The organism is Enterovibrio sp. FF113, assembly GCF_041439165.1.
Classification (GTDB): domain Bacteria; phylum Pseudomonadota; class Gammaproteobacteria; order Enterobacterales; family Vibrionaceae; genus Enterovibrio; species Enterovibrio norvegicus_A.
On record NZ_JBGONO010000002.1, the window covers coordinates 26,972 to 45,695 of the forward strand.

Sequence of the window (18,724 nt, forward strand, 5' to 3'; positions counted from 1 at the left end):
ATTGTTTTCGTTATTAGACTTAAGTATTAAAGCGAATTCAGCGGAGTCTGTTTTGGGCAAAAAAATAAGCGACTTTTTCCAACTCGATACAGCGCCCGGCATCATCCTTATTGCCTCCGCTTTTTTAGCACTCATTATTGCTAATTCCCCCCTTGCTCCCTATTACCTCGCCCTTCTCGATACGCCTATTCACTTCAAAGTAGGTTCGCTAGATATCGAGAAAAATTTATTACTTTGGATCAATGATGGTTTGATGGCCATTTTCTTTTTGCTTATTGGCTTGGAAGTAAAGCGTGAGTTAATACAAGGCGCACTGCGCACTCGATCTAGAGCCATGTTCCCTTTGATCGCGGCTGTTGGCGGAATGGTTTTTCCGGTGCTTATTTTTGTTTTGTTTAACGCAAACGATCCACAAGCTTTGGGAGGCTGGGCAATACCTGCCGCTACAGATATCGCTTTTACATTGGGTGTATTGGCGTTGTTTGGAAAACGCGTTCCTGTGAGTTTAAAAGTGTTCCTGCTTGCATTGGCGGTGATCGACGATCTTGGCGCGGTGATCATTATTGCACTGTTTTTTAGCAGTGATTTGTCTTTGCTAGCACTGTCCATTGCCGTTTTAGCTTCTGCCACTTTGTTCTACATGAATGCAAAAGGCGTTGCTCGATTGACGGGATATTTATTGGTTGGTGCGATTCTTTGGGTCGCGGTACTTAAATCAGGCGTACACGCCACTGTGGCGGGCGTTATTCTGGGCTTTGCCGTTCCACTAAAAATTAAACATCACCGCATCAGAAGCCCTTTGCGTTATCTTGAGCATGGCATCCACCCATGGAGTAGCTTCGTTATACTGCCGCTGTTTGCATTTGCCAACTCGGGCGTTCCAATGGAAAACTTCAACATGGGCATGATATCTGACCCCCTCCCTCTGGGTATTATTCTCGGATTGCTGTTAGGCAAGCCTGTAGGGATTTCCATCACCTGCTATGCATCAATCAAGTTAGGGATAGCCAGCTTGCCAAAGGGTGTTCAGTTTGCGCACATCATGGCGTCATCTATCTTATGCGGCATTGGTTTCACCATGTCGATATTCATCACCACTCTGGCCTTCCCTGGCGTCGATAATCACGCATTGGTCGACTTGTCTCGTATTTCTATTTTTATTGGATCGATATTGGCTGCGGTCTTGGGTTATCTGGCATTGAAATATGCTTTGCAGTTACAACCAAAACCGAACGCTGACGAGATTGAAGCAGAGCAAAAGTAGCGCCTTTCTAAATGGACATTAACAACTAGAACGCGACTTCTCATTCACTAGTCAATGATTTCCACCTCACTTGTAGACACAAAAATGTCACGCATTTTCTCCCCTTTTTTCAACTGTCATAAGTCAGAAGTTCTGCAAGTTTTCTGGCGTGTTTTTACCCCACCAAAGCCCAACTATTGACATTTATAGAAGCCGCATCACAGCAGTGTTCAAAGAGGAAACCTACCTAGTTATCAACTGTTTCTGTGGATAAAAAATCATTTATCCACATGCCAAAAATGAACAAAAGCCATTGATATTAAAGGAATTAATATAGTCCAGAAATAGATGCTGTTTTTCATGCAATTTTTCTTTGTGATTTTCGGCAAATAATAGACATGAAAAAGGCCTGCAATATACAGACCTTTTGACGGTGAATGTTACTTAGTCAGCAGCGAAATACTTCACTCTATAGAAGATTCGATAAAGCACCGGAACCACAATCAAAGTCAGTACTGTGGCAAAACCCAACCCGAACATGATGGTTACAGCCATTGGTTTAAAAAACACATCAGGCAAGAGTGGCAACATGCCAAGTACCGTGGTGATAGCTGCCATACAAACGGGACGAACACGGCTCACCGACGCGTCGACAATGGCAGTGTATGGTTCTTTTCCGCTTTCCATTTCAGTGTTGATTTGGTCAATCAAAACAATGCCATTCTTAATCAACATGCCCGATAAGCTCAAGAAGCCTAGCAATGCCATAAAGCCAAACGGCGTATTAAGCACCAACAAGCCAGTCGTGACACCAATAATAGCCAGAGGCACGGTTAACCAGACGATGAGTGAGTCCTTCACTGAGTTAAACAGAAATACCGTAATCAAGAACATGAACAGATAACCGAGAGGCATGGTAGTGAACAAGCTTTCCTGCGCATCGCCCGACGATTCATATTCTCCACCCCATTCGATGCTGTAGCCTTTAGGTAGTGGAATAGCTTCAATTTCTGGCTTGATACGTTTTAACAAGGTAGCCGCCGTCACATCTTTCAACGGATCGGGATCAGCAAATACCGTTAATGTACGCTTGCGATTTTCTCGCACAATAAGCGGGTCTTCCCAAATCAAATCGTAACCCAAAATAACCTGCTGCAGTGGGATAAAGTCATTGAGCACTGGGCTCCAAATTTTTATCCCTTCAATGGTTTTCACATCCACACGTTCAAGCTCTGGCAACCTGGCCACAATCGGCATCAAGGTGGTTCCATCGCGATAGACACCCACATTCAAACCTGAAAACGACATCATGAATAGGTCATCAACATCTGCTTTAGTAATGCCATAACGTCGGGCTTGGCTTTCATTAAACTCTGGTTGCAGAATTTTTGTTCGCTCTCTCCAATCATGACGAACATTCACCACATCAGGGTCGGCTTTTAATGTGTCGACTACCTTGGCGGCAATGGAACGCAGCACACTCGGATCTGAGCCGACAATGCGAGTCTCGATTTTTGATCCGCTAGAAGGCCCAAGTTCAATACGCTTTAGCTTGTACTGAATACCGGGGAATTCCTTATCAATGTGTGATCTTACGTCGGACATAGATGGTAATACTGCATCGTAGTCTGTCACTCGAACGATCAGTTCACCGTAGGCTGAGTAACTTTTTTCAGGTGCATAGGTCAGCATAAATCGCTGCGTACCTTTACCTGTGCTCGTTGATACGTATTTAACCGTAGGCTGTTCACTTACCCATGCTTCCAATGATGACAGTGTTTCTTGGGTTGCACGGATATCCGTTCCTTCTGGCATCCACACGTCCACCATATAAACAGGCGTTGTTGAAGACGGAAAGAACGACTGCTTAAGCAGCGTGAAACCATAAAGAGAGACGGCGAGTGCGACAGAAAGCACCAACACGGTGAGGTAAGCGCGACGCATACAAATATCAAGAAGCTTTGTATACACCACAAACAACACGCCGTTGTATGGATCACTTTCGCCATCACTCTCGCTGGCGCTTTGCTCTTTAAAAAACAGGTTGGCGAAAAATGGCGTCAAGGTAATTGCGGTAAACCAACTGAGCATCAGCGATATGAGTAATACGCTGAATAACGTACCGCAATACTCACCCGTGGAATCGCTCGACAATCCAATGGGGGCAAAGGCAGTGACAGAAATGACGGTTGCACCCAACAATGGCCACTTGGTCTGAGTGACAATGTCAGATGCTGCTTCTATTCTGGTTCGCCCTTTCTTCAACCCAATGAGTATGCCTTCCACCACCACAATGGCGTTATCCACCAGCATACCCAGCGCTATAACCAATGCACCAAGCGAAATGCGCTGCAAATCAATTTGGAAATACTTCATGAAGATAAAAGTACCCAAAACGGTAAGCAGCAATATCAAGCCAATCAGTAATCCCGACCTCAGCCCCATGAACAACAACAGCACCACGATCACAATTGCCACTGCTTGCGCTAGGCTCACAACAAAACCGTTAACGGATGTTTCCACTTCCACGGGTTGCGCATACACCACACCGATATCAATGCCGATAGGCTGATTTTCTTTTAATTCCGCCAAACGGCGATCGACCCGTTTTCCAACCTCCACAACATTGACCCCTTCGGCAAATGAAATGCCGAGGTTTAATGCCCTTTCTCCGTTGTATGAAAGTAAGTTGCTTGGTACGTCTTGATAACCACGGGTGATATCAGCGACATCCTTTAAGTAGATCAGACCACTGGAGCCAGCTTCATTGATGATGAGATTACCGAGTTCATCCACGCTTTTAAATTCGCCGGTTGGATGAATACGAATATATTCATCACCCACCCGCAATGCGCCCGCGTTACTCACCACGTTTTGCGTCGCTAAAAGGTTGTAAATGACTTGTGGCGATATCCCCAAGTTCGACAGACGCCGTATCGAAATTTCGATAAAAACTTGCTCTTGCTGGGAACCGGTAACTTGTACCTTGGCCACGCCATCAACCAGCTCAAGATCTCGCCGAAGAAAATCAACGTAATCCGTCAGTTCTTTCGATGAGTAGCCTTCACCTGTTATGGCCAGCAATACACCATATACGTCGCCAAAATCATCAATAACTTGCGGCGTATTCACGCCAGGAGGAAAACTGCCTTGAAGGTCGTTAACTTTGCGTCGCATTTCATCCCAGATTTGGGGTAGATCATCCGGTCCGTAATTGTTCTTCATTGTCACCGTGATTTGTGACAATCCACGACTGGAAATGGACGTCACTTCATCAACATACACCAGTTGCTGAACCGCTTTCTCTATTGGGTATGTGACTTCCTCTTCCACTTGCTGTGGCGTTGCTCCGGGGTAGCTTGTGACGATAAGGGCATCTTTCAGCGTAAACGCAGGATCTTCCAATTGGCCCAAGCCAAAGAAAGACGTCGTACCGCCAATAAGAAAGATCAGCGTCAGCATCCAACTAATGACTTTATTTTTTATAAAGTAACTCGCAATAGTCTGTTTCATCAGTTGGCGTCCCCTTCCATCAAGACATTGACGGGCTGCTTCGCGCGCAGTTTATTCACACCTGCAGACACCACTTTTTCACCCTTTGACAACCCATCTACCACTAAGACTCCCGTTGGTGTTAGCGCCCCCACGGTGACGTGTCGTTTTTCGACACGGTTGTCTTCACCCACTACCCACACAAACTTATTATCGCGGTTTAATCCATCGCCATCTTCATTGAAAAGCGTTTCCAGTGGGACTTCGAGAATGTTTGCCCGCTCTTTAACTAAGCCATTTTCTTTAACCACGACTTCGACGGTCATACCATCCAAAATGAACTTGTCTTCTGGCATTGGCATGGTCAAAGTCACCATGAAAGAACCTGTGGTGGGGTCAGGCTCAGCCGTAAACTCCTTAACCTTTGAGGTATATGTCTTTCCATCGTCCGTTTGCACACTTGGGTTAATCTCGCGAGAATTTTCTTCACGGGTTCGATCACCATGTCGAGTGAACATGACATCTGGAACTTGGAGACGCACATCCACTTGCGTGGCGTCATGGATATTCAGGATGGTTTGCCCAATGGCTACGTTCTCAAATTGCTCCACGGGAACACGGCTCACGACACCATCAACCGGTGCTTTTAGCGACGTGTAAGACAACTTAAGCTTTGCGATGTCCAGTTCGGCTTTTGCAATCTGACGTTGAGCTGCCAACTCATCAAACTGAGATTTAGCTAGCGAGCCTTTCTCGACAAGCGGTTTCGAGCGACGATACTGGCTGTCTGCAACATTGAACTTAGCCTGCGCATTGTCTGCCGCCAGTTTGTAATTGATTGGGTCGATAGTCGCGAGTACGGTACCCTTTGTGACTAACTCGCCAGGCTTAAAAAAGATCTTATCTACCTCTCCGGCTACCAAAAATGACAATGCTGCTTTATCAGCCGCTGAAGCGATGGCTGGGAAGTGCAACTTACTTTCTGAATCATTCTCACCAACCTCGAGCACTTCCACATTTTGGACAGGGACTTGTGAAGAAATTGGCGGCTCCGTGCACGCTGCTAAAACGAAGAGCGCGATGAGTGGCAGTGCTGCATATTTCACTGGTGTTCCTATAAAATGGATGCTGTAGGAAGACGAGTCATGTTTTTCTTTATATTTGTTTTCCATTATTACAGCCCTCTTTCCTTCACCCATGGATAGACAACCATGCCATTTTTTAGGCTTTGAATACCGTTGACTACGATGACATCACCGTCAGATAGCCCGCTTTCAAGCACATCGCCATTAAGCACGATAGGGACGTTGTTCACCTTGCCCCCTTCTCCAACACGCCACACGGAAGTTAGCCCTTCATTAATATCAATCGCACTTGAAGGCAACGTATTCTGAGCACTGCCGGGAAAATTTGTCGACACTTCGGCAGCCATACCTGGCAACACATTGACACCTTGGGGTCGAGGCAAAGACACGGTAATTCGATAAGACGCTGTCGTGGTATCTGCCTCAGTATCTACTTCTTTAAATTCGGCAGGGAAAGTCTGATCGGGGTATGCGTCAAAAGATACCGAGGGAGAGTGGCTATTGGCTTCTCCTCCAGAAGAGAAAAAATTGAATAGCCTTTCTGGTAGTTGAAAACTGACATTGATCACTTCGTTAGTTTGAATATGCATGACAGGTTCCATCGCATTCACAAACTCAAACTTTTCTTTCACTCTTAACGACACCGTGCCACCGTAAGGCGCTCTCAATGTTGTGTAGTTGAAATTGGATTGGGCTAACTCTAAGCTAGCTTTGGCTTCATTCAGTGACGAGACGGCTTTATCAAAATCCTGCGCAGAAATAAAATTGGTTTTCTTCAGCTTTACCGCGCGTTGATATTGCACAGTGGCTAATTGATGAATAGATTTCGCTTTTTCTAACAACAATAAGTATTCAGCTTTGTCGAGTTCCGCCAGTACGCTTCCTTCGACAACCTCCTCTCCTGAAAACACCGGCATGGCAATGATTTTGCCTTCTACTCGAAAAGCTAACACGGCCTGATCATCGGCCTCAACGGTTCCTGGAAAAGCTCGCTCAACGTTGCTTTCTCCAATCGAGACGGTCATTAATTTTGCGGGACGTGCTTCAGGTTCGGGGATTGAAACTTCTTCACTGCAACCACTTAAATAAAAACAACACGCAAAAATAAGCGTTACTTTCATCATAACTCTCCTTGTCAGAACAATTTTATCGAGAGGATTTGAAAACGTACGAGTAGCGCAGTAGCACTTGAAAACCCTAAAGATAGAGTACTCGAAGAAAGGATAGAATTAGTCAGATATGGTCATTTTCTTATATATCAAACAAATAACTGCATAAATTGGACAAGGTCACTCTATGTGGTTAGAGATTACGTAATATTCGTTCCATTTGATTCCGAACAAATCGTTTCAACTTCACGGGTGATCGTACCCGTGCTCTGATCCAATTCAGGAAGAAATTGTTGCAGGTCTTCGATAGATTCACCGGGCATTTTCTCTATGCGTAAACACAATTCTGCCAAACCATCCGCACCAATCATTGATGCTGCGCCTTTCATACGATGCGCGATTTTTTTCGCAGCAGCAACGTCGCCACTGTCGAGTGTTTGCTGAAAAGCGTCAATATCTGCTTGCTGTGCCGACACATACTTCCCAAGAATATGATGAAGCAGCTCCTCGCTGTCCCCAACCTGATCGCGAATACGCTCTAGGTCCAGACTAGGATGCGGAGCAGCCATGTTTGACGATGACAGAGAGGATGAAATGTCTGGGTGTGACGTTTCCTGAGAAGTACGCTTGTTATGATTGTTCACGGCGTCATTGAGGCTAAGGGTCGACGTATAATCATCTTCCAAAGTACTCGATACATATTTACTGCTGACATATAACAGCATCAAATTGACCAATTGTTCTTTAGTAAATGGTTTTGCTAGGTGAGCGTTCATCCCTGCATCAATACAACGTTCTGAATCTCCCGACAACGCATTCGCTGTTACCGCTATGATTGGCGTATCAGTATCAAACTCACGAATTTTATTGGTTGCTTCAAACCCATCCATCTGTGGCATCTGGCAATCCATCAGTATCAGGTCATAAGGCGTATCGGTGTGCATTTCCAATGCCTTAAGACCATCTTCTGCGAGCGAAGGGTTACACCCTAAGCTATTAAGAATTAACATCATCAAATCTTGATTCACTAAGTGATCTTCTGCCACCAGCACGTTTAACCCTTCAAATCTCACAAATTCCGGCGATTTGACTTCAACAGTCGGCAGTGGTTCGTCTATCGCCAAGGAATGGAACAATGTATCGGGGTTCACAGGGTTAATCAGACACGGTAAGCCCAACTCATCAATGACGCCATCGTGGCTGATCATAATCGAATTTGCCGCCATGTTGATGACGGGACGCATCTCTCCCATGACGCTATCATCGATGAAAAGCAATGTTGTCTCCGTGATGGATTCATTGGGCGTTTTACCCGGCGTAAATTCCGACACATCCATACCAACACTAGACAGATAGGTGTTAAAGACCGTGAATAGCTGGGCGTCGTTAGTTGCAATGACAGCATTAAGGTTGCGAATATCATCAGGAAGATGCATACCACTAAACAACGTGTCGTTCATGTCTTCTACACTTTTCAGCGGTATATCGACAGTGAAGGCCGTCCCCATACTTTCTTTACTCTCCACGGTCAGGGTGCCATGCATAAGTTCAGTGAGTTTCAGACAAACGGGTAAGCCAAGTCCTGTGCCTTGATAAGATCGCGAATAGGAACTGTCAACTTGCGTGAAATTATCAAAAATTGCCTGCTGGTTTTTTTCTGGAATGCCGATACCTGTATCTTTGACTGTCAAACGAACCATCGCCTTTCCATCAACGACAATCTGACTGATGTGAACCATGACAGAGCCTTTCTTGGTGAATTTAACGGCATTACCCACCAAGTTAAGAATGATTTGGGTGTAGCGAACAGGATCCAAAATCAACCAACGAGGAAGATCTGGCTCAATCAAGCAATGAAGGCGAAGGCTTTTTTCTACCGCGCGAGCGTGAAACACAACCAAAGCATCATGCACCAGATCAACCAATTCCGTTTCCTGCTCGATAAGCTGCATTTTGCCCGCCTCGATTTTGGTCAGATCGAGTACATCGTTAATGATATTTAGCAAGGCATTAGATGAATGAGCGAGCGTATCAACAAAATAGGATTGTTGTTGGTTGAGTGGCGTATCTTTGAGCAGGTTAGACATGCCGACAATGCCATTCATCGGCGTTCTTATCTCATGGCTCATCATGGCGAGGAAGTTGGTTTTAGCTTCGTTGGCGCGTTCCGCTTCTTCTTTCGCGCTCAACATTTCTTCGGATATCAAATCATTAAGTTTCTTTTGGCGCACAAAGTTGACCATCGCACTCAGGCTCGACAATACCGGCTCTAGCCAAGAAAGTAGATCATCATCGTAGCTCGTCGATTCATCAAATAGGCAAACCACACCAACTAATTGATTCGATAAAAATAAAGGCATGCATAGTGAATTGATAATGAGCTTATTGTTGTTGGTAGTCAGCCCTGCAACTTGCAGGCTCTTATCCCCTATTGTTGTTTCAATTACCTTAGTGACAACACTCTTAACAAATTCCTCAGACACATAGCCATTAGCAACAAGGCGAGTTTGTGCCAAAGGACGATAGTTGTCTTTCTCGTTGTAATCGACTTCTACAATCAAGCCGTGGTTACTTTCCCCGATCCGGAGTAGTATTTTCAGTACTTCTTTAAAGCTGTTGTGATAATCATCGCTGACAAGAAACTTATCTTGAAGTGTTTTCACTGCGGAAAAAAGTTCAGCACCTTTAGACACTTTTATTTTGTCGAGATGTTGCTCTGTAATGTCTCGAATAATGGCAACTTGAAGTTGTGCATCATTAACTTCAATTTTCGTCGAGCGAACTTGAACAATGACTTTGTCATGAGATCGCACAAGCTCGTAATTTAAATTCTTAGTGTTAAAGCCATACAAAGCTTGCGAGAAATAAGCGCGTGAATCAGGGACCACTTTTGCAATAATGTCGGTGAGCGACGTTTTTTCTAATGGGATATCGTTCAGCTCAAACATCCGCTTTGCGGCCTCATTGAGTGTCGTCACTTTGTGGTCTTCCCCGAGCACCAGCAATCCATCTTTGTAGCTGTGAATGATGGTATTGAGGTAATTTTTACTGGATTCAATTTCTTTAATCGCGCGCGCATATTTCCATATCAAAAACATGATCATCAAATCGAGCAAAAATATCTGCGCAATACCCGATACGATTTCAGATGTCAGCGTGTTTTCAATGGGTCTTGGGTCTTCATAGATAATGAGCTCGCCAACTGGTCTGGGTTTATCAAGCTCCGAGTATGTAATCGGAAAGCGATGAAGGCGAAACTCGTTATCAAATCGTCCATCTTTGGGGGGCGTGATATGGCGGAAACTATCATCGTTCGCAACCACCTCAATGCGATACACGAATCGAGAGAGCGCCTCGCTCTCTAAATCCTTAACGACGGTCTCAAAATCAAAGTTCCAAAGTTGATTGGGTAAACGATAAGACAAGCGTGTAGCAATAGACGCAATTTCATACTCTAGTTCACCATGAAGTCTGTCATGGGTTTTCACATAGTTGAACGCACCAAACATACTGAGTATCAACGTGCCACAAATCAGCAAAATCACAGCAAGTTTTGTTCGCATCATCAACATAGGGCTAAACCTGCATGCTAGAAGTGATATCCGCAGTACTATCTCGCGCCTGCTCGTACTCTTTTAACACCGCTTTATCATTAAGCTTGAGTTGATTGCACCAATGCAATAAACCATTCCAGTTCGCATGCTCAATGTCGTGACACAATGAAAGTAAGTTGCCATATACACCCGCTCTGGCAACCAAAGCGCGCTTCACATCGGGAGAAAGATCGAGCAACCCAATAATGTCGGCCATTGGCTTACTCAACATCACGTCTAGCATTGAGAAAGCGCCAACAATGAACCCTTCATCCTGATTAAATTGCTCAGAATCGAGCGTCAATGACGAAAGAAACGTCGCGCGGGTAAGAGACACACTTTGGAGTTGGGCTGCATGTTGGTGGTTCAAGTTAGACATGATCAGCAATGACACTAGACGCCTTAGAGATTGCACACCTAAATACACCACCGCCTGACGTGGATTAGAAATTTTGTTTTTCTTGGTTTTTGCCAAAATGTTTGCGCTAGCTATCACCTTGTAAAGCAAAGAAACATCTTTGGAAATAATTTTGGTGAGGGTGTCGATATCATCAGGAGTACGATTGATGATGATACAAACGTCCAGCAACGACATCACTGACGGGGCAACATCATCAGTGCGAACAACCTGAGGTTTCTCAAAAAAGTAGCCTTGAAACAACGCAAATCCATAGCCTTGCGCTGCAGCTAACTCTTCTTGTGTCTCCACTTTTCTTGCCAAAAACACTTGTTGTGAAAACTGTGTAATGGTTTCTTCCCAATCTGCTGGATTGCTACGTTCCATACTAATGCTAAAGATATCGACCAATTCAAGATGCCTGCGCCATTCATTATCCATGGCCTTACTATCCATCAAGATACGATATCCTTCAGAACGATAGCTTCTCAGCTTACTAACGAGCTCTTGAGAAGGTAAGCAATCGTCCGTCACCGAAATGATCAAATGCTGTGACGGCATCGCCAATGGGATCTCATTCAGTAACGAGGACTCCCCGAAACTGACGATATAGCGAATGTCAGCGTTACGATTGGCACTGGATAGAAAATTGGCACTCAAGATACGCGATGTCGCCGTGTCTTCATCGACAGACGGAAATTTGTTTTCCAATCCCTCACGGAATAGCAATTCACTACCCCAATGGTGCAGTTCATTGTCAAAGATTGGTTGGCATGAGAAAAACACTTCGGCCACGCAGTCGCCATCCTATTTATGAGACGTGTAATTAAAATTTAGACCAAATGCCGTATATTTCCTTCTTTTTCCGTTAAATAGGCGAAACTCTTGTTCGAAATCACGCGCCTTCGACCCACGAATGACAAAAACAAAAAAAGAAGCCAAGAGGCTTCTTTTTTATTTATAACTTTCAATAGGTTTGCTTTTTACTCAGTCGCTTCTTCAATGCGGAAAGGGATCCGCTGAGGTTTGTCACTGAAACCGCCAACACTCACTTGAGTGATGTCATCACCATCAGGCTCAACACTGGCCCAAATTAATGAGCGTCGGTTCAAGTTTTCGCCTTGCTCAAACAAATAGCGATACTTACCACCACCTTGATAAACATGCAGATAAGACGCTAGCGCACCCGCAGCACTTCCGGTTGCCGATTCTTCATTAATACCAAGTAGCGGGGCAAAGTTACGACAGCGTGCTGAAATATCGGATTCTGCAGGCGTCAGTGAAAACACGTGTACAGCCCCTGTCTTGGTTGCCTTATTAAATTTCTTAATGGCTGCAAAATCGGGCGAAACCTTGTTCAATACCGCTTCGTCGGTTACCGGGACAATGATATCAAACAAGCCAGTAGATACTGCTTTTACCGGTAATCCGGTTGCAAGTATGTCTTCAACGGTTAAGCCGAGCATTGATGCTAGTTCATCAGCAGCAAACTCTTTACCAAATTTAGGCAATGTTTGCTCCATGGAGATGCGTCCTTCAGGAGAGACGGATACCCCTAACACCCCTGCGCCAGTTTCTTGCTTGTAGTCACCAGCCTCTATTTTCCCATTTTTAAACAGAGTAGAAAACGTACCGACCGTAGCGTGACCACAAAACTCGACTTCATTTGTTGGTGTGAAAAAACGCACACGAAAATCTGCTTTTTTCGAAGGGGAGACAAACGCGGTTTCAGAATGGCCAAGTTCTTTGGCGATAGACTGCATTTGCTTGGCGGTGAGATGTGCGCTGTTGAGAACAACGCCCGCTGGATTGCCGCCTTTATTGTCAGCAACAAAGGCATTAACCACATAGACTTCAATTAATTCTGACATCGCTACCTTCCTTGTTTTTTATTATTCTCTGTCGGTCATGTGACCTGTTTCGAAATAACAGGTACAAAACACATTTAGGTATATTTGTTACAGTGTTACAAAAAAGCGAAAAACACAAGAAATTGATGTTTTTTCAGGGTATGCGCGACCTTGTCGTCACGAAAATTGCCTTAACCACGCTAAGAATGCTGTTGAGGCGTCATTTGCTTGCTAGATGTTAGGTATTTTCCTTAGAATATGTCCCACATTGGCTAGGAGTGTTAAACAATGATCGATTTAGAAAACATGATGAAAGGCGCACCTGAGCGCGAACCCGATCTTCCTTTGCCTTCTTTAGAAGATCAAAAGCGTATCGTCGCGGAGCTTAAAGCATTAGAAGAGAAAGGCGAACTCACGCCTGAGGTTATGGAAAAGTACTTCGGCGGTAAATCAACGCATTAATGATGATTTGAACACTTACCGCGAACGGTTGCGGAGTTTGTCAATTCAATGGCATATGACTCCGCTACTAAGCGGTTAAATTCGTCAAAAAAACGCGCCTAAAGCGCGTTTTTTATTTCAGGTTGTTGGGTCTCAAGGTTGTTAGGTCTCAAGATACTTTCAAACAGTGTACTGCCGTCAAATAATTGTTTAGCTAAACGTGTCAACATCCCCTCATCTATTTGATAGATAATCTCATCAGGGTACAACACCCCTTCTACGCCATATCCCCACAGGTCGTATCGCGCCAGTGCACCCACCATGTACAAACCATCGTTACTAATGTCATACATATCACTTGAAAGCTGACGAGCAGCGTTATCTCTTTCACGTTTTGACACAGGGGCTGTCAGTGCGCCCTGAATCTCGGGCCAAAGCGATTCCAGTTGCTTTTCTTTTTCCGGAGAAATTAACGCAGTTAAACTCGTCACCGAAAAAGCCTCGCCATCCCGCGTCCAAGAAGAAAAATACGGGTCGTAAGACAACGCATGTTTTTCTCTAACAAGGTTGTTATAACGAGATTGCAGCACTCGGTTTAACATGTCTTCTGCGTAAATTAAATTCAATGTTCGCGGCGTTGCCTCAGAGACGAATACACGCTCGACATAGGTGCGATATTCGGGTGAAAGATGCTTAACAACACGACCACCATCACGGTTATATCGGTTCAATACTGGCTTTGTTTCTTGCCTTTGGGTGGTCATGCTACCCAAATAGCCCGTCACCATACTTTCAACAATGCCAAGTGATTCATCTGACACTACATAGATACTGAAGTGCCCGACGTCACTGAACAGCTTTTGGTAAACATGTTTAACATCATTAAACATTACCGATTCATAATCTTCCGCTGACAACGGAGACTCATAAGAGTCAGACGGATAAATCGCATCTAACGATGCCCGGCCAAACACATCATAAGGTGAGCTTTCCGCACTATTTACCCGATGAATAATGCGTGCTTTTTCTCGTGAAAACGCCTCGTTATTGGGTTCAATCTTTTCAATTAGGTATCGTAGCGCGTTCAATGCTTCAGGGAGGTATTCATTGGGACTCAACAACGCGAAATTATGACTTTTATTGAATACTTCGGGTTCGATAGAAATCGAACGAACCTCAAGATAGTGCGAAAAATCAAACGCTTCAATATTGCCGACGTTACCGGTTCGGTAGGTTTCAAACAGTAAATCAAGCGCTGCCCTTTCTGTTCTAGAAAGAACGGATAGCCCCCCTTTGGCTTGTAAAACCACATAACTTTCATACGTCGGCCGATCCATTTGATAAAACATCACGGGCAATCCGTTTGGCAGTTGCCATTCAAATAGGCTGTCGTGTCGTTCATTGACCGCCTCCACCCCCTCACTGAATGTTTCAGGTTGCGGTATCTCCACATCCAAATAGGCGACATTTACGTTTTCGCCCCGCTTTCCGGCATCAGCAAAATAGCGCCGCTTCAATGCTTCAGCATCAGATATTGATTCCCCATTGTCGTAAACCAAAGTGACGGCTTGATGAGGGACAGAAAGAAGCTTGGCTAACCTTGAATTGAATGCATCAAACGACAGCGTATTGAGAAAACCTTCGAAATTCGCATTCTGCTCTCGGTCATCTTGGGGCAATCGGTTGAGGTAGAGATCTTGTATTGCCGTTTCTGCAATCTCAATGGGCAGGTAGTCTTCATACAAATTAATGGACGCTTGGTACTGCTCAAGCAACGCAGAAAATTCACCACGGCTAGCACCATGGTCGCGAAGAGATGCCATATTTCTCGCCAATTCATCCAATATAAATTGTCTGTCGACATTATTGAATTCAACAACCAATTCGTACACGTCATAACCTGGCGTAAAGGCAACACTGTTATAAATGCCATTGTGCGAAACACCGGCACGGTCGAACTGTTCTTCTAATCGCAATTGAATGGCATCCAAAACCATCCATTCCAACCACATCTCTCTTTGCTCTCTCAACGTATTGATCGCGTTCTGACGTCCATCGGGAAAGCTAAGTACAACAGCAGGCGACTCGCCTTGCGGCGCATAAAGCGTTAATGGATAAAGAATATTGGCGTCTATCTCGTCAAGTTGATGGAGCTCTGGCTTTGCGTTATTGGAAGGCAATGACGCAAACGCTTTATCAATCTTCTGACTTAAGTTGGCGACATCGATACCGCCAACCACGACCAACTGCATTCGATTGGCTTGGTACCACTTCGTGTAAAACGCCCTGAGTTTGTCAGCCGTAGCCTCTGTCAACGTTGAATCAGTACCAATCGGATCGCGAACGACATAGGGCGAGTTTGCGAGTAATGTGTCATAGAGTTTGAGCTGCCAAGATGCATCGCTGCGATTGTCTTGACGCCATTCACCAAAAATAACTCCTATTTCACTGTCCACTTCTTGCGGGTCGAGTATCAGCCCATCGCCAATGTCTCTGAACCACGCCAACGCTTGCTGCGTACTTCCGTTGTCCGGGAGAGAAAGCTGATAGATCGTCCGCCCATAATCAGTTACCGCATTAATGTCAGGCCCAAACTCGACGCCTACCGCAGCAAACGTATCGAACACAGAATTGTTTGGAAATCGCTCGGTGCCATTAAACGCCATGTGCTCAATGAAATGCGCATAGCCTCGCTCATTGTCCTCCTCGTTTAGACTCCCAACGTTCACTACCAAGCGAATTTCAACGTTTTCACCTTCTATCGGGAACAGGTGATACTGAAAACCATTGGCAAGCGTGACTGATGTCCAATTAGGATCCGTCGTTAATGCAGGAGAAAGCGTAAGTGTTGAGCAACCCACCACTAACAGTAATGCTAGTGTTGTTGCTAGACGAGCAAACATAGAGGCTCCGGAAATTCAATGCTATGAATCACTGACAAGAAATGATGTTTTAATTTGATGACTATTAAGACATAGGCAAGGTTGGAAAAATTGCAATTCAAGCGAGAATGTGAAGTTCAGTGTCAATTGAGATTAATTTCGCTCGGAAATCACTAAAGTCATGCCCGATTTCTTTCGAAAAAAAAAGCCGCCAACGCGTGGCGACTCCGTATCTCTTTCATGACTAAATAAAATCAAGCATTAGGCAATGAGATCAAAGCGATCTAAGTTCATGACTTTCGTCCACGCTGCTATAAAATCATTCACGAATTTTTGTTGAGAATCTTGTGTGGCATAAACTTCTGCCAATGCGCGAAGTTGTGAGTTTGAGCCGAAAACTAAATCAACACGAGTACCTGTCCATTTGACCGCACCTGTTGACCTGTCACGACCTTCAAACACGTCATCGCCACTAATGGGTTTCCATTCAATGCCCATGTCGAGCAAGTTAACAAAGAAATCATTGGTTAACGACTCAGGACGATGCGTGAATACTCCGTGACAATGACCACCCGCGTTGGTGTTAAGAACACGCATGCCACCCACAAGCACGGTCATTTCTGGCGCTGTTAGTGTCAGTAATTGCGCGCGATCAACCAACATTTCCTCTGCAGAGACGGTGTATTTGGCCTTCTCATAGTTTCGGAAACCATCAGCCTCAGGCTCTAACACCTCAAAGGAATGAACATCAGTTTCGTCCTGTGACGCGTCCATCCTTCCCGGTGTAAACGGCACATCAACCGTTTCGCCAGCATGTTTAGCCGCCTTTTCGATGCCGACACCACCCGCTAAGACAATAATATCCGCAAGTGAAACACGCTTATCGCCCGTTTGAGTTCCATTGAAGTCAAACTGCACGCCTTCCAATTTCTCTAGCACCATCGACAACTGGTCTGGGTGATTAATCGCCCAATCTTTTTGAGGTGCAAGTGCAACGCGTGCGCCATTGGCACCACCACGCTTGTCTGAACCACGGAACGTCGATGCAGACGCCCAGGCTGTAGACACTAATTCTGAGACAGTTAAACCCGTTGCCTCAATGTTGGCTTTCAGATGTGCAATGTCAGCGGCATCGATCAAGACATGATTGCGCTCTGGTACATGATCTTGCCAAATCATTACTTCACTCGGCGCTTCTGAACCAAGATAACGAGTACGAGGACCGAGGTCACGGTGGGTCAACTTAAACCATGCGCGTGCAAACACCTCTGCAAACTGATCCGGATTTTCCATGAAACGACGAGAAATCTTTTCGTAAGCTGGATCAAAACGAAGAGACAAATCCGTTGTTAGCATAGTGGGGAGCCGTTTCTTCGAACTGTCAAATGGGTCAGGGATAACGCCATCTGCGTCTTTCGCAACCCATTGGTGTGCTCCAGCGGGACTTTTCGACAGTTCCCACTCGTAACCAAACAAGTTTTCAAAGAAATAGTTGGTCCATTGCGTTGGCGCTTGTGTCCAAGTGACTTCAACGCCACTGGTAATTGCATCACCGGCTTTACCCGAACCATGGCTGCTTATCCAACCAAAGCCTTGTAATTCTATCGGCGCTTCTTCCGGCGCTGGCCCAACCAATGCAGCATCACCTGCGCCATGTGTTTTACCAAAAGTATGCCCACCCGCAATCAATGCGACGGTTTCTTCGTCATTCATTGCCATTCGTGCGAAGGTTTCACGAATATCAACAGCAGCAGCAAGTGGGTCAGGGTTTCCGTTTGGCCCTTCTGGATTCACATAGATAAGCCCCATTTGGACAGCAGCAAGTGGGTTTTCCAAATCGCGGTCTCCGCTATAGCGAGTATCGCCAAGCCAAGTCTTTTCTGTGCCCCAATAAACATCTTCCTCTGGCGCCCAAATGTCTTCTCGACCGCCTGCATAACCAATCGTTTTGAATCCCATCGACTCCAATGCAACGTTACCCGTTAGGATCAGCAAATCAGCCCAAGAGATCTGTTGGCCATATTTTTGTTTGATCGGCCAAAGTAATCGACGAGCTTTATCTAAGTTTCCGTTGTCAGGCCAGCTATTGACTGGCGCAAATCGCTGATTCCCAGTGCCTGCGCCACCGCGTCCATCTGATGTTCTGTAGGTACCCGCGCTGTGCCACGCCATACGAATAAAAAACGGGCCATAATGACCAAAATCTGCAGGCCACCAATCTTGAGAGTCAGTCATTACTGCATGAATGTCTTGCTTGACCGCTTCGAGATCGAGCGCTTTGAATGCGTTTCGGTAATTAAAACCACCGCCTAGGGGATTAGATTCAGGGGTGTGTTGATGCAAAATACTGATGCGAAGTTGGTTTGGCCACCAATCACGATTTGTGGTGCCACCACCAGCAGAATTGTGGAATGGGCATTGACTCATATCAGACATAACTTTCCTCCAGATAAACGCATGTTGTCTGCGCAGACTTAAGGTATAGATGGATTAGCCCCTCGTATCCAATTGGAAGATCTGAACGTTGTAATAGGTAATTTCGATGTCATACGTGATAAACAAAAAATAGATATATATCATATGTTTACATTGATTCGCCATTCTCACGTTTGATACGGTGCATTCACAAATA

General features: G+C 45.2%; 10 protein-coding genes. 2 read left to right on the forward strand and 8 right to left on the reverse strand.

Going from position 1 to position 18,724, the window contains the following annotated elements:
- Positions 1-52: 52 nt before the first annotated feature.
- Entirely contained in the window at positions 53-1,264 is a 1,212-nt protein-coding gene (gene nhaA / locus ACED36_RS01930) for a Na+/H+ antiporter NhaA (protein WP_371732671.1), read from the forward strand.
- A 423-nt stretch (positions 1,265-1,687) separates the two neighbouring features.
- On the opposite strand, the gene ACED36_RS01935 is transcribed toward nhaA, so the two are convergent.
- The 6 genes from ACED36_RS01935 to ACED36_RS01960 form a co-directional block, all read right to left on the reverse strand.
- A complete protein-coding gene (locus tag ACED36_RS01935) occupies positions 1,688-4,756 on the reverse strand; it encodes an efflux RND transporter permease subunit (RefSeq protein ID WP_016960237.1) in 3,069 nt (1,022 codons plus the stop codon).
- Positions 4,756-5,907, reverse strand: a complete 1,152-nt coding sequence (locus ACED36_RS01940; RefSeq protein WP_017003568.1) for an efflux RND transporter periplasmic adaptor subunit — start codon at positions 5,905-5,907, stop codon at positions 4,756-4,758. The genes ACED36_RS01935 and ACED36_RS01940 overlap by 1 nt, the downstream gene beginning before the upstream one ends.
- A 2-nt stretch (positions 5,908-5,909) precedes the next feature.
- Positions 5,910-6,944, reverse strand: coding sequence for an efflux RND transporter periplasmic adaptor subunit (locus ACED36_RS01945; RefSeq protein ID WP_026023890.1), 1,035 nt, complete (start codon positions 6,942-6,944; stop codon positions 5,910-5,912).
- A 185-nt stretch (positions 6,945-7,129) separates the two neighbouring features.
- Complete coding sequence (locus ACED36_RS01950; protein WP_371732672.1) at positions 7,130-10,501, reverse strand: ATP-binding protein; 3,372 nt, start codon at positions 10,499-10,501, stop codon at positions 7,130-7,132.
- 4 nt (positions 10,502-10,505) lie between these two features.
- On the reverse strand, positions 10,506-11,714 hold the full coding sequence (locus ACED36_RS01955; RefSeq protein WP_017006503.1) for an EAL and HDOD domain-containing protein: 1,209 nt from the start codon (positions 11,712-11,714) through the stop codon (positions 10,506-10,508).
- Between the two features lie 188 nt (positions 11,715-11,902).
- Positions 11,903-12,790 carry a PhzF family phenazine biosynthesis protein gene (locus ACED36_RS01960; protein WP_016960243.1) on the reverse strand — a complete coding sequence of 296 codons (888 nt, stop codon included), beginning with the start codon at positions 12,788-12,790 and terminating at the stop codon, positions 11,903-11,905.
- A gap of 267 nt (positions 12,791-13,057) precedes the next feature.
- Between ACED36_RS01960 and ACED36_RS01965 the strand changes: the two genes are divergently transcribed.
- Positions 13,058-13,231, forward strand: a complete 174-nt coding sequence (locus ACED36_RS01965) for an ATPase (protein WP_016960244.1) — start codon at positions 13,058-13,060, stop codon at positions 13,229-13,231.
- Positions 13,232-13,329: 98 nt separating this feature from the next.
- Here the strand turns inward: ACED36_RS01965 and ACED36_RS01970 are convergent, their stop codons facing one another.
- Both ACED36_RS01970 and katG read right to left on the reverse strand, forming a co-directional pair.
- Positions 13,330-16,113: a pitrilysin family protein gene (locus ACED36_RS01970; protein ID WP_016960245.1), complete on the reverse strand. Its 2,784-nt coding sequence runs from the start codon at positions 16,111-16,113 to the stop codon at positions 13,330-13,332.
- Between the two features lie 240 nt (positions 16,114-16,353).
- Positions 16,354-18,528, reverse strand: a complete 2,175-nt coding sequence (gene katG, locus ACED36_RS01975) for a catalase/peroxidase HPI (RefSeq protein WP_017003573.1) — start codon at positions 18,526-18,528, stop codon at positions 16,354-16,356.
- Positions 18,529-18,724: the final 196 nt, after the last annotated feature.